Here is a 12,523-nt window from a genome sequence, read left to right as displayed (position 1 = left end):
GTGCATGCGGGCAAGGGCGGGATGCTCCCCACAGGTCAAGAACGATGCCTCCGGCGGGGGATCGGCCGGCACCGGGTGGGAGGGGGCGCTGTTCCCGGCCGCGGGCACATCGTGGTGAGTGTGGTGGGCTCCCATCCCGTCCACCGTCGACCCAGGCAAAGCCGAGCAGACGCGGCCCAGGGGCGTCAAGGTCGTTCGTACAGTGGCGCGCTCCACCTTGACGCCCCTGAACCACGCCCGCTCCACAAACGTGTGGGTCGACGGCGGACGGGATGGGAGCAGGGGGCCCGTGCGTGTTCATGAGCGCCCCCCTTTGCCACCGGCAGGGTCAGCTAGGCGCCGCAAGCAATCGAGACTCCAGTCTAGGGATTACACCCTTTGCCTTTTCCAGATTCTGTTCTCGCGTTACCTGCAAATTGCGGCCAACGATATCGTGAACGCGATCAAGGATTTCCCTGAACCTCGCACCTTCGGCATCGCTCTTGAATTTTGGAGGCGTCAATTTCATTTGAAGGGTTGAAACTCCATCGACCACTACCGGCTGCTGAACCGTTAGCCTGTCTCGTAGCATGCGAAGAGCTCTATCTCCTGAGACCAGTGCTGCGACTTCAGGGATATCCCAGTGGATTCCTTGGAGTGCGAGATCGGCTCGCCTCATATGTGTAAGATCCCATGCGGCGCCCCAACTATTCTCCAATACTCGCTTTTCTTTTCCTGGCTTGAGGAGCAATTCCGCGTATCCGGTTGTGTTGCCGCCGGAGAACAGGAAGTCACAGGCAATTTGAAATTCGTACATGCCCACAAAGCCGAGGTCTCTGTCCAGCTCGTCTACATAGTCAGACAGAAGCCTTAGCTTGCGCTGTGTGTTAGCTCCACGGGACTTGCGGTACAGCAGCTGAAGGTTTAGCGCGAGCACGTACGATAGCGTCTGAAGTTGAGACTCCTTCTCGGGCATGCCGACGGAGAAGGCGTCCGTGGCTCGAACTGCCTGCGCCGGCACTCCGTCGTGATTCATTAGATCCATCAGTGCTTCTGAATCCAGGCTAAGCACGGTATTGACCGCCCGGATTATCTTCCTTGCCCTATGGTGGTTCACCGGAGCACTAAATCGCCCCCAGCAATTCTCTGCGACCCCAAGAGTGAAGTCGACATGCATCGGTCCGATTAGGGTGCGGAGCGTCAGCAATCCTTCCAGCTGTCGCCGCATCGTTGAGGTGTGCGGTCTACCTGCACCGTAGAACCAACGTTCGATACCGACGATCACATCTGAGTCAAGCATGAAGACTGTTGGATCCATTCCCGGGGCAATCTGTAACACCTTGTAGACCGCTTCGTCCGGTTTCTCTAGCGGTGCGATTGCACTGGCCGCGTCAAGCGTCGTGACGCGAACTCGCCCGTATGCGAGCGCGGAGTATCTTTCTCCGAAGTCCGGAGGGCCGAACCTCAGCAAGCCCACTCCTGCAATAAATTCAACAACGCCCGTTCTGGCGACTGCCTTTTTCCAGTGCGAGTTAGCTGACGACAAATCCACCTCGTCAACAATTCCGAACCCGCTGCGCGAGATGAATGCTCGATCGCCAATTACCGTCATTCTAGAATCCTGGCGATGAGAGATCAGAAGGTGTGACGGAGTGGAGTTTCTTGAGAGTTCGAATCCATGGGCTTCTGCATATAGTTTGGTGGCTGATTCGGCGTTTCTATGCCGTGGGGGGAGGCTATGCACGAACGCGGCAATATCAATCAACATTATTGGTTCACCGGAGGGCCTCAATCCCGTCAGGTGGTGAATCTGGCCCGTATTCGAACCTTGCGCAAAGGGAACGTCAGCCGGATCGAATCTCACGCGCGGGGCGGCGCATGTTGGGTGTGTAAGGAATATCCCGAATCCGCCATCTTGCTTAATCAATTGCACTGCCAAAAGGACATCATGATGGATCTCGATGTCGTTTTCGCAGCCAGCGCACGTTAGATCGACGCCCTCAAATTTCTTTAGGGCCGGCTTGAGGGCTTTCAAAACCTTTTTACTCAAGCCGTCAGGAAGCCACCATCTAATCCGAATCGAACCATCTGGATTCACTAATTCTTCCCCCTTGACTTCCAGCCCCAACCCTGGGCCTCGAACGGCATCGAGGACTTCAGGTTCGATGGTAAGACCAGAGTCGGTGCGCCCTTAAGTAATTTTCCGTTGGCAGCCGTAGGGGTAAGCACCCTCGTGGGCTGAACGTACGTACGAGCTACTGCAGCTCGGCCAGTGAAGCCGCAGGTCACTGCCCAGACGCCCAGCCTCTCTCCTGAAGCGGGTGTGACGTTGGCGGGGCGCAGCATCTCGACGTTTTCCCCGCATCGGAGCCCAGTGCGTGCGATGGCTCGCGCGCCAGCCTCGGTCTTGGCGTCGTCCTCGTACACCTCCCATCCGTCCACGAAGACCGACTCCCCGCTGGCAGACAGGAGAGCGATCTCGGGCGACAATCCGAACGGTTGCCAGCCGCCGAGGACTCAAGCTGGAATCAGTCGCCTAGCATTAGTTATCTTTATAAAGTCGTAGTGGGATTCCTCATCCCGGGTCATAGCAATGATTTCCACGGGCGGCAATGAAAGTTCCCAAAAGCCCATTCCTCGGATACCAGCCACATCCTCTCGGGAGCTGTAGATGATCAGGACATCCAAGTCGCGTGGTCGCTCCGACCGCAGCATCGATCCGAACGCCCAGATCTCCATGTCAGGGAAGCCAACGGCGCACTCGCATAGCTCATCGAGGATTTGCCAACGCAGCCTCAGGTCCATCTATCGCGGATCCTACTGGCGAAGTCGTCCAGTTTATACAGGGGAACATTGGCTTCGCGAGCGCTAGTAACCACGCGCTTCCCGAAGCCTTGCGCTGAAGGGTTAGTGATAACTAGCGCATCAATTTCGAGACTTGGATACTGATCAAGAATCCCGGAAAATCCTTCATCGGTCAGCTCGTAGCGGTCATGGGTCACCACGATCAACGATCGGAGCCCATTGATTCGCTGCAGCTCCCATGCCCGGTGACCTCGACGACTCACGGCGACCACAGCCCTTGTTGAAACCATGCGCTTCCTGAAATAAGCCTCTTCAGGATGGACGTAATCTGAGATATCGTCAAAAAACGTGATCGCACGGTTGAAGCCACCAAAGGTATCCACACAAACACCGAGTTCCAGTGCTCGCGAATGAACATCAGGCTCAACCGGGCGCCTGGTCACGATCACCATTCCCGCTTCGGGCAGATCTCCAAGCGCCTCTTCAAGCATGGCCACGGTAAATGGCAAGCTGTCCGGCTCCACACAGTATCCCGTAGCATCTAGCCGGCCTATACGCGCCACCCTCACGCCGCATTCGCCGACAGCCTGGACGGTTTCGCCGGAGTCCTTGAGCTGCTTGATCACCCAAGATCGGACGCTCATACGTCACCCTTCATAATCGAGTTCATCCCCTCGGGAAATCGTGTGGACCCTGGAGTCCAGTTTCCCTCCAGATGACGCTCCTCAAGTTGCTGAGCATGTATGGCAAAGATATCGAGAGTTGTCTTCTCGGTGACGGTCAGCAAGTCGCGATTCGATTGGAGGAGGTTCAGCAAGGCCCTATTATTTGGGATGACCGTATCCACCACATGCCGACTCCACTGATCGGCGCGAGTGTCATCGAATACGTCGTCGAGTGGGCCGTATAGCTGAAAAACTGCGCGGTTGGCACCCAAAAGGGGTTCTACAGCCGCCCGCGCTTCAGTCCTCGACGTGAACTGCGGCGTCCCGAAAGCGACGGCGCGCGCTCGTTGGCTCCGCTCTTTCCAGCGACGCAATACCCCCGCCGGGTAGTGACTAAAGCCTTTGTCAATCATGGTATGGCATGTAGGACACAGCACGAGAATGTTCGTTGGATCAGCACGCTCTGACTCTGTGAGGTCCGCACCCTCTGTTGCACGCGGCCCCTTAGTGCTTGCTGGAATGATGTGTGCAAGCTCGGCCACGTGCACTTGGTCTATAAATGCGTGTAGATCAACTCGGCATCCCGGATTTTGACAATGGCCACCAGATTCTGACCAAAGTATGTCTTTTGCGGACTGCGAGAGCTTTACCCTATGTTTCGAGCTTGCTGCCATACTTGCAACCTCCAGGAACAGCCGTACCAGGTGCCATTGTCCCACTGGGCAGGATCCTCGGAACGGGATTTGGGCACATCGCGATGTTGAGTGAGCATCAGCCGACACGGATGCAGTGCTTCGACGGCGCGAGACTCGATCACTGGCGGCGTGGCGCTACACAGCACGAAGCACAGCAGCCAGCGCGGCCGACCGAGTCAGAAGGTCGCTGACACCCACGGCTGACATGAACGACGCCGGCCGGACGCGGGAGCCCGTGTCCGGCCGTCACACCAATCGATGGCCCCAGCCGGAGCGGGCCCGGATCGAACTCTTAAAGCGAATGTCAGCGTGGCAGGGGTGCGTTTTTCTCCTTCTGCCTTCTGAAGCTTCGCCCCCATTACAGTTCGCATAGAGCCCGGCCCTCCTGCTCGGCTGCGTCCACTTTCTTGGTTAGCGCGTCCACCAAGCCGATGCGTCCCTCAAACAGCTGAGATATGTCGCGCCCCGTGAACATGATGATGTTGTTCCGACTGCCTCGAGAGTTGCGCACGAAGTGGTCAAGAACCTCGGTGTCGTACCCGGACATCGAGACGAAGGCGCCGCGGGTGCTGTCGAGCTTGCCGTCGACCTTTCCCTTGAAGTTGAGCAGGTCACCCAAGTCCGGCTGGGCCGTCCGCCAACGCGCCTCGACGAGGTAGGTGAAGCCTCGAAAGTGAAACGAACCGTCGAGCTGCTCGTGGATAGTGCGATAGGACGGACGATAGTCGAGGTCGTAGGCTCGGAAGAGCTGCGCCAGAAGCTCCTCAAGCTCGTATCCGCGCCGTTGGGCTGCCTCGCCAGCGTCTTGCCGTACGAGGTTCAGGAACTTGGGCCGCAGCTCTCCTAGGAGCTGCTGACGCTCTTGAAGTACCTGGACCCGTCTCTTGTCGGCAGCTCGGCGGGCAGCTGCGGCTGCAACCTCCGGGTCGACAAGGATCTTGTGGTCTTGGGCCGCTCTCTTCAACTCGGTCAGCGCTTCCGAACCAGCCTTCTGGTCCGGAGCATCGGCGTGCGGCCTCCGCATGCTGCAGAGCTCTTCAATGATCTTGCGCTGAACCACGTACCCAGCCGAACCTTGCTCGTGCAACTCGTCGAAGATGGCCCGCGCCATCTTCGCTTTGCTCATCCCGAGTTGGTCGTACCGTTCATAGAGTTGGCGAGGGACTCCCGCTGCCAAGAGGATGCCACGTAGATCGTCGCGCCAATGCAGAGCATCGCGGCACACAGCGATGGCAGCTCGCACCACGCTGGTCGACACAGGTCCAGCAGTCCGTGCGTTGCTCGTCGGCCCTAAAGACTGCACGGGCAGGCGTCCCTTCGCTTTGCTGCGCGTCCCAGGCCCCGACGGCCTAGTCGAACCACTGGTCGCCGGCGCTCGGTTCAGCGCGGATGGATCGGAAGAACTACCCATACTCCCATGTTGTTGCGCAAGTTCGAAGATGTAGTTTCCTCACACTCCCTTGGCTCGTGAGGGGGCATCCGACGGGCAGGTGAGTAACTCAGCAGTGACCGTCGCACCCGCAGCCCGGAGGAGGGGCCGTGCCAGACGCGTGCCAGATCGTCCGGGGAACCACGGGGAATACCGGGGACTGACTCGACGAGCAGTCAGGGGCCCGCGATCTGTCATCGCAGGTGAGTATGGCAACGAGCCTTGGAGCACCCCAGCTTCCCAAGCTGAGGGCCCATCTCCTCGTCGCGGGCCGGCTGTTGGAGCTTTCGACGGTCGATGGCAAGCCCCACTTCGGAAGCGCGTCCGACGACTGGGCCAAGTCGGACCCGAGCAGGACGGCCAGCCCTCAATGATGGGTCGGTGAGACGGGGCACCTGCAGGGCAGTACCCCGTCAACACTCGCTGGGTCAGCGACGTCGTACGTCAGTTGACCGCATCTCGTTGAGCTCGGCGCGCTGCGGGCTGCGGATCTCCTCACGAAGCTCGCGCACTGCACGCACCGCTTTCTTGGCCTCGCGACAGACAACGGGGATCTTCCTCAGAGCTGCCACGAGTATCCAAGACAGGGCACCGATGAACGCCACGATCACGGCGGCCCAACCATAGATTTCCACCGGACTATTCGGCCTCTCACTAGTGGGAGTGGTCAGTCCGGTCTGAAAAGGGCAGGCTCGGTCTGACCATGATCGTTGGTCAAAACCGATTCCCTGCCCGACGGCTCAGAGTCTCGTCAGTGCGTGGCTAACGCAGCTAAGCCTTCCGTCCCTCTTCTGCCGCATGAAGTCCTCACCCTGCCGCAGCCGTCGGTGTCTGCGTTGGGGTGCCCCGGGGCGCCACACTCGCATCTGCGGGGGCGCACACACAGGGGACAAATAACACCGCGAGCGTAGCGACAGAGCTACACGACGTCAACGAGCAGGCGAGCCGAATGATGACGCTCGGTCGGACGTGCTCCTAGGTCGAGTGACCATGGCCCCGTAAGCTTCCGGCGCGTCGGTCAGTCTGTGGACCTGTCGTACACAAGGCGGGCATGGCCGGATACGCAGCCGCGCGGAGCGACCTGGAGGAAGGCGTGCTGGGCGCCCCGTTTCGAAAGCGGTCCGAGATCATCGAGTGAGACTCGCGCTGCGGCCCGTCTCAGTTTCCGTCTCATTCAGCCCCGTTCGCGACCGTTCAGGCGAGACCAGGAGACAGGTGCAGCCCACGAGCGAGCCGCCCATGAACCCAGGTGAACGCCTACGTACGACGCCCCCCCCACCCCACCAGCACAGTTGGAAAGCGTACATCTGGTTCGGCATCGTGGGCGCGTGCCGCCCCGGACTGGCAGGCCACCGGTGCAGGCGAATCACGACAATGTTGCGCTTCCAGCCAATCCGCCTTGGTTGTACCTGAGGTGTCCTACCGTGATCGTCACGCACAGCGATCAGGGGGGACTGTGAGCACACCGCCGACACCGCAGCGACCGCCGCGCCCTGATGAAGTGCTGGCCTTCCACAACGGGGACACGCTGGAGAACATCCCCGTTATCCGCGACGAAGCGGCCTCCCGACCGCCGCAGTTCCCTTGGAAGGCGACGTTGACCGTGGGAGCGGTGGCAGCTGTTGTTGGTGCCTGCCTGGCCGTGGTTCTGCACCAGCAGACCGGATCGGGTCAGACCCCCGACGGAAAGGCGCTTCCCCAGGCGACACGCAGCACCACAGGGGACGGACACGGGAACACCCAAGCCTCTCCGGCGCCCCCAGAGCCGACCTCCTCGTCGAGCGTCCCACCGTCCCGCTCTGCGAGTGCATCGCCGTCCTGCATCTCGGTGACCTACAAGACGCCCGAAGGCCCAGCCAGCTGCGAGCCGAAGGCCGAAGTCTGCGTAGCTGGCGCACCATGGCAGGTAGAAGACATCGAAGGACTGTGCGGCGGCCCCGTACCTCTCCAGGCCATCCACGTCATTTCGCAGCCGGCCACCGGAGGGGACCCCGGAGCTACCTACTGCCTCGCGTGGACAGGTAGCAGTGACGGCGCAGGGAAGGACGCCACTCTTCTCATGAACGCGGCGGGCTATCAGTGTGGTGCCTACCTGGTCGGTTCGGACGGACAGGTGATCCAGGCGGATGGCACCTCTGTCTTCTCGGACACTCCTCAGTACTGCGAGGGGTCCTATCCAGGCACCAGGATGACCTACCCGGCCGTCTTGGACTTCCCGAACGAGGGCGGTGTGCAAGCGCCCATGTATGTCTGCGTTTCCGAGAACGCAGGCGCGTGAACGCGAGGAGCAGACCACCGTCGTCGCAGTGCCGAGCCTGCTGTACCGCAACGAAGTACAGCAACCACAGCGACCGACTATGACCCTCAACCGGTCTGAAGCACCTCGCGGCGGCCATAATGACCCCCGTTGACCGATCTCTGTAGAGCTACGGATCAGAAGGTTGCAGGTTCGAATCCTGCCGAGTGCACAGCACACCAGGGGCCCTGTGGAGAGATCCACAGGGCCTCTGGCTTTCTCAGTCGGTGCGGCGGTGCTCCGCCAGGTAGTCCGCCGCCAGGGTGCTCGCCCGGTTGAACCAGTCGGTGAGGACCGCGATCTCGGACGGGGAGTAGTCCGCGAAGAGTTCCATGAGGCGGGCGTAGTACGGCTCGTAGACCTCGCGGACGCGGGCGACCGCCTCGGGCCGGGCCGCGACGCGGACCCGGCGGCGGTCGTCCGGGTCGGGGCGGCGGGTGATGTAGCCGGCGCGCTCCAGGCGGTTGAGGATGCCGGTGACCGCGCCCGTGGTGACGTGGACCCGGGTCGCCAGATCCCCGGCGGTGGGGAGGTTCTCCCCGGCCTGGATGACATAGGCGAAGCAGGTGAGGTCGGTCACGCTCAGCCCCACCTGCTGGGCGATCTCGTGCTGTCCGACCAGGTGAGTCGCGATGAGGTGGTCCATCGCCGACAGCGCCTGCTCCGGTGTGGCGGCCGGGCGCGGCTTGGCTTGCATTCCCATTTCCCTTAGTTCGTGAGATGTTTGCTCGACAAAAGTCTTAGTAAGTGAGGGGTTCGGTTCCGGGTGTCGCCCCCGGAGGCCCCGAGGCTGAGGGGAAGCACGTGAGCGCACATCAGTATGACCACGGGCACACCGTCGCGGGCTGGGTCGGCTTCGGCATCGCGAGCGTCGGCGCCGCTGTCGTCGGAGCCGGGGTCTGCACGGTCTCCGGCCCGCTGGTGGCCACCGGGCTCGGCATCGGCGTGGTGAGTCTGCTCGTCACCTGGGCGCTCCACCTGTCCGGGTGGGGCAAGGGGCCGGGGGCGCGGCCCCGGGCGGAATGGGGATGGCGGGTACGGGACGCGGCGGCGCCGGGCGGGCACGCGGACTGCCTCGGGTGCCGGCTGGCCGGACGGGGGCGGAGCGCTCGCCGGGGCGGCGGCACGCCGGAGCTGTCCATGCCCGCGCAGCGCGCGGGGGAGCGGGAGGCGGCGGCCCCGCTGGGAGCGGACTCCACCCGCTGACCCGGCCGTCACCGGTCACGCCCCGCCCCCTCTCCCCCATGCCGTCCTCCGCGTCCCTTCTCGCCGACCCCCCTTGTCAGTGGTCCGCTCTACGCTCGGCAGCGATGGCACACGTATGGAAGTGCTCGGGGCTGCGGTGGTCCGTGGCGGGTCCCGTGCTGGTGTGGGACGGGGGCCGGCGCAGCGCGCTGACCCGGGGCGGACGCGTGGCCTTCGCGGTCGCGGACGAGGGGGTGCGGACCTGCGTGGGGGCCCGGGGGCACGCCTGCCCGGTGGGCGCGGCCGTACCGGCGCGGTCCACGGGGGCGCGGTGCGAGGAGTGCGCGCGGCTGGACCGGGCGCACTCCGTGGCGGCGGACACCCTCGCGGACGACCGGCGGCCCTACCACGTGTACCTGGCGTGGTTCGGGCCCGGCATGGTCAAGGTCGGCATCACCGCGGTGCAGCGGGGCCCGGACCGGCTCCTGGAACAGGGGGCCGTCTGCTTCAGCTGGCTCGGTGCCGGGCCGCTCATGGCCGCGCGGCGCACGGAGGAGCTGCTGCGGGCCGCGCTGCGGGTGCCCGACCGGATCCCCTACGCGGAGAAGCGGGCCGTGCGGGCCGGGCTGCCGGAGGCCGCGTCCGACCGGGCCCGTGAGGTCGCCGAACTGCACGCGCGGGCCGTCGCGCTCCCCGGCTGGCCGGAGTCGCTGGAGCGCAGGCCGCCGGAGGTGGTCGACCACGTCGGGGTGTTCGGGCTCGCGGGTGTTCCCGCGGCCGCCGGTGAGGTGAGCGAACTGGCCCCGGGCGGTGTGGTCGGCGGGGAGCTGGTCGCCGCCGCCGGGCCCGATCTCCACCTGTCGACCGGGGAGGGCGTCGTCGTGCTCGACACGCGCCTGATGACCGGCTGGGGGCTGGTGCCCGCGTCGGCCGGCGGACTCACCGTGCCGGTGCGGGAGTTCAGGGCGGCGGCGGGCGTGCAGGACGGGCTGTTCTGAGCCGGGCGGCCGTCCCGGGCGTTCCCCCGGGCGTTCCCTGAGAACCTCCTGTGGGTTTCTCAGGGAAATCACAGGCGGTGGAAAGGGCGCTCTCAGAGCTCCTCGACATCGTGTTCACATGACCACGACCTCGCCCCAGGGGCGCACCGAACTGCTGAGGCCGGACGGGAGCCCCGTCCGCGTGCTGGTGGTGGACGACGAGATGTCGATCACCGAGCTGCTGTCCATGGCCCTGCGCTACGAGGGATGGCAGATCCGGAGCGCCGGTGACGGCACGGGCGCCGTCCAGGCGGCGCGCGACTTCCGGCCCGACGCCGTCGTCCTCGACATGATGCTGCCCGACATGGACGGGCTGGCCGTGCTCGGGCGGCTGCGCCGCGAACTGCCGGACGTGCCGGTGCTGTTCCTCACCGCCAAGGACGCGGTCGAGGACCGCATCGCCGGGCTGACGGCCGGCGGGGACGACTACGTCACCAAGCCGTTCAGCCTGGAGGAGGTCGTCGCCCGGCTGCGCGGGCTGATCCGCCGCTCCGGCGCCGCCGACCGGCGCTCCGACTCCACGCTGGTCGTCGGCGACCTCACCCTCGACGAGGACAGCCACGAGGTGACCCGGGCCGGGGAGAACATCCACCTGACCGCGACCGAGTTCGAACTGCTGCGGTTCCTGATGCGCAACCCGCGGCGCGTGCTCAGCAAGGCGCAGATCCTCGACCGTGTGTGGTCCTACGACTTCGGCGGCCAGGCCAACGTCGTCGAGCTGTACATCTCGTACCTGCGCCGGAAGATCGACGCCGGGCGGGAGCCGATGATCCACACCCGGCGCGGTGCCGGTTACCTGATCAAGCCCGCGGCGTCATGAGCGGCAGGCGGCGGCCGCCTGCGCAGCGGCGGGCGCCCGGGAAGCGGACGGGCAAGCCGCGCACGCTGCGCACCCGGCTCGTCGTCGCGTCCGTGGCGCTGATCGCCGTGGTGTGCGCGGTGATCGGCACCGTGACGACGCTGGCGCTGCGCTCGCATCTGTACGAGCAACTGGACGGCCAGCTCGGCGAGGTCGCCGCCCGGGCCGCGCTGAGCCCTCCGCAGGACCCCGGCCGGGACGGGGACGACGGCCCCGCCCAGCCGAAGCAGACCAGCCTCACCGAGTTCGTCACCAGGGGACCGCAGCCGAGCGGCACGGTCGCCGCCGAGATCTCGAACGGGAAGATCACGGACTCCGCACGCGGCGAGAAGTCCGAGGACAACTTCCGGATGACCGCGAAGCCGCTCACCGCCGCCCAGAGCGCCGCGCTCGCCTCCGTCCCGCAGACCGACGGGACGAGGAAGACCGTCGACCTCCCGGGCCTCGGCGCCTACCGGGTCGAGTACAAGTCCGGGGACAAGGGCAGTTACTACGTCGCCCTCCCCACCACGGACGTCACCAGCACCGTCAACACCCTCGTGCTCGTCGAGGTCAGCGTCACGGCAGCCGGGCTGGCCGCCGCGGGACTGGCCGGTTCCGTACTCGTCGGCGTCGCCACCCGCCCCCTGCGCCGTGTCGCCGCCACCGCCACCCGTGTCTCCGAACTCCCCCTGCACACCGGTGAGGTGCACCTCAGCGAGCGCGTCCCCGACTCCGAGACCGATCCGCACACCGAGGTCGGCCGGGTCGGTGCCGCGCTGAACCGGATGCTCGACCACGTCCACGGGGCGCTGCACGCCCGGCAGCAGAGCGAGACGCGGGTCCGGCAGTTCGTCGCCGACGCCAGCCACGAGCTGCGCACCCCCCTGGCCTCCATCCGCGGCTACGCCGAGCTCACCCGGCGGGGCCGCGAACAGGTCGGCCCCGACACCCGGCACGCCCTGGGCCGGATCGAGTCCGAGGCCGGGCGGATGACGCTGCTCGTCGAGGACCTGCTGCTGCTCGCCCGGCTGGACGCCGGGCGGCCGCTGCAGTTCGAGCAGACCGACCTGGTCCCGCTGGTCGTCGACACCGTCAGCGACGCCCGCGCGGCCGGCCAGGACCACGTCTGGCGGCTCGACCTGCCCGACGAGCCCGCGCCGGTGTCGGCGGACGCGGCCCGGCTCCAGCAGGTCCTGGTCAACCTGCTCGGCAACGCCCGCACCCACACCCCGCCCGGCACCACCGTCACCGCCCGCGTGCAGCGCCGCGGCCCCTGGCTGTGCGTGGACGTCGAGGACGACGGGCCGGGCATCCCGGGCCCGTTGCTGCCGCACGTCTTCGAACGGTTCGCGCGCGGCGACTCCGCGCGCTCCCGGGCCACCGGCTCGACCGGTCTGGGCCTGGCCATCGTGCAGGCCGTGGCGACCGCGCACGGCGGTGCCGTGACCGTCGACAGCGTGCCCGGGCGGACCGTGTTCACGGTGCACCTGCCCGCCCTGCAGCCCCCGCCGCAGCGGGACTTCGGCCGGCAGCGGCACTCACAGGCACGCCACAGCCTCACCACATGGGCACAACAGGGCGCCTGACGACA

General features: G+C 65.1%; 12 protein-coding genes. 5 read left to right on the top strand and 7 right to left on the bottom strand.

Annotated features, from left to right (window positions below):
- Positions 1–328: 328 nt before the first annotated feature.
- A complete protein-coding gene (locus ACPXCS_RS03930) occupies positions 329–1,591 on the bottom strand; it encodes a hypothetical protein (RefSeq protein WP_425944429.1) in 1,263 nt (420 codons plus the stop codon).
- A 126-nt stretch (positions 1,592–1,717) separates the two neighbouring features.
- Between ACPXCS_RS03930 and ACPXCS_RS03925 the strand changes: the two genes are divergently transcribed.
- A complete protein-coding gene (locus tag ACPXCS_RS03925) occupies positions 1,718–1,969 on the top strand; it encodes a hypothetical protein (protein WP_425944430.1) in 252 nt (83 codons plus the stop codon).
- Between the two features lie 527 nt (positions 1,970–2,496).
- Here the strand turns inward: ACPXCS_RS03925 and ACPXCS_RS03920 are convergent.
- The 6 genes from ACPXCS_RS03920 to ACPXCS_RS03895 all read right to left on the bottom strand — a co-directional run bounded on the left by ACPXCS_RS03920 (position 2,497) and on the right by ACPXCS_RS03895 (position 8,566).
- Positions 2,497–2,784: a nucleotidyltransferase domain-containing protein gene (locus tag ACPXCS_RS03920; RefSeq protein WP_425944431.1), complete on the bottom strand. Its 288-nt coding sequence runs from the start codon at positions 2,782–2,784 to the stop codon at positions 2,497–2,499.
- On the bottom strand, positions 2,775–3,410 hold the full coding sequence (locus ACPXCS_RS03915) for a hypothetical protein (RefSeq protein WP_425944432.1): 636 nt from the start codon (positions 3,408–3,410) through the stop codon (positions 2,775–2,777). The genes ACPXCS_RS03920 and ACPXCS_RS03915 overlap by 10 nt, the downstream gene beginning before the upstream one ends.
- Before the next feature lie 14 nt (positions 3,411–3,424).
- Positions 3,425–3,991, bottom strand: coding sequence for an HNH endonuclease (locus tag ACPXCS_RS03910; protein ID WP_425944433.1), 567 nt, complete (start codon positions 3,989–3,991; stop codon positions 3,425–3,427).
- Between the two features lie 511 nt (positions 3,992–4,502).
- Positions 4,503–5,270, bottom strand: a complete 768-nt coding sequence (locus tag ACPXCS_RS03905) for a hypothetical protein (protein ID WP_425944434.1) — start codon at positions 5,268–5,270, stop codon at positions 4,503–4,505.
- A 731-nt stretch (positions 5,271–6,001) separates the two neighbouring features.
- Entirely contained in the window at positions 6,002–6,208 is a 207-nt protein-coding gene (locus ACPXCS_RS03900) for a hypothetical protein (protein ID WP_425944435.1), read from the bottom strand.
- A gap of 1,881 nt (positions 6,209–8,089) precedes the next feature.
- The gene (locus ACPXCS_RS03895; protein ID WP_425944436.1) at positions 8,090–8,566 is read right to left on the bottom strand and encodes a MarR family winged helix-turn-helix transcriptional regulator; all 477 of its coding nucleotides are present in this window, start codon (positions 8,564–8,566) and stop codon (positions 8,090–8,092) included.
- A gap of 107 nt (positions 8,567–8,673) precedes the next feature.
- On the opposite strand from ACPXCS_RS03895, the gene ACPXCS_RS03890 reads away from it, so the two are divergent.
- From ACPXCS_RS03890 to ACPXCS_RS03875, 4 genes are all read left to right on the top strand, one after another.
- Positions 8,674–9,075, top strand: a complete 402-nt coding sequence (locus ACPXCS_RS03890) for an HGxxPAAW family protein (RefSeq protein ID WP_425944437.1) — start codon at positions 8,674–8,676, stop codon at positions 9,073–9,075.
- Between the two features lie 104 nt (positions 9,076–9,179).
- Positions 9,180–10,052 (top strand): DUF2797 domain-containing protein, encoded by an 873-nt coding sequence (locus tag ACPXCS_RS03885; RefSeq protein ID WP_425944438.1) that lies wholly within the window; start codon positions 9,180–9,182, stop codon positions 10,050–10,052.
- A 118-nt stretch (positions 10,053–10,170) separates the two neighbouring features.
- Complete coding sequence (locus ACPXCS_RS03880; RefSeq protein ID WP_425944439.1) at positions 10,171–10,911, top strand: response regulator transcription factor; 741 nt, start codon at positions 10,171–10,173, stop codon at positions 10,909–10,911.
- Positions 10,908–12,518, top strand: coding sequence for a sensor histidine kinase (locus ACPXCS_RS03875; protein ID WP_425944440.1), 1,611 nt, complete (start codon positions 10,908–10,910; stop codon positions 12,516–12,518). The genes ACPXCS_RS03880 and ACPXCS_RS03875 overlap by 4 nt, the downstream gene beginning before the upstream one ends.
- The last annotated feature ends 5 nt before the right edge of the window (positions 12,519–12,523 follow it).

The organism is Streptomyces sp. DT190, assembly GCF_049846985.1.
In the GTDB taxonomy this organism is placed as follows: Bacteria; Actinomycetota; Actinomycetes; order Streptomycetales; family Streptomycetaceae; genus Streptomyces.
The sequence above is the reverse complement of the archived record's forward strand: the minus strand, read 5'-3'. Positions and strand labels throughout refer to the sequence as shown.

Coding starts and splice junctions, on each gene's coding strand:
- ACPXCS_RS03930 (WP_425944429.1), bottom strand. CDS start 1,591: ATGACGGTAATTGGCGATCGAGCATTCATCTCGCGCAGCGGGTTCGGA.
- ACPXCS_RS03925 (WP_425944430.1), top strand. CDS start 1,718: ATGCACGAACGCGGCAATATCAATCAACATTATTGGTTCACCGGAGGG.
- ACPXCS_RS03920 (WP_425944431.1), bottom strand. CDS start 2,784: ATGGACCTGAGGCTGCGTTGGCAAATCCTCGATGAGCTATGCGAGTGC.
- ACPXCS_RS03905 (WP_425944434.1), bottom strand. CDS start 5,270: ATGAGCAAAGCGAAGATGGCGCGGGCCATCTTCGACGAGTTGCACGAG.
- ACPXCS_RS03895 (WP_425944436.1), bottom strand. CDS start 8,566: ATGCAAGCCAAGCCGCGCCCGGCCGCCACACCGGAGCAGGCGCTGTCG.
- ACPXCS_RS03885 (WP_425944438.1), top strand. CDS start 9,180: ATGGCACACGTATGGAAGTGCTCGGGGCTGCGGTGGTCCGTGGCGGGT.
- ACPXCS_RS03880 (WP_425944439.1), top strand. CDS start 10,171: ATGACCACGACCTCGCCCCAGGGGCGCACCGAACTGCTGAGGCCGGAC.
- ACPXCS_RS03875 (WP_425944440.1), top strand. CDS start 10,908: ATGAGCGGCAGGCGGCGGCCGCCTGCGCAGCGGCGGGCGCCCGGGAAG.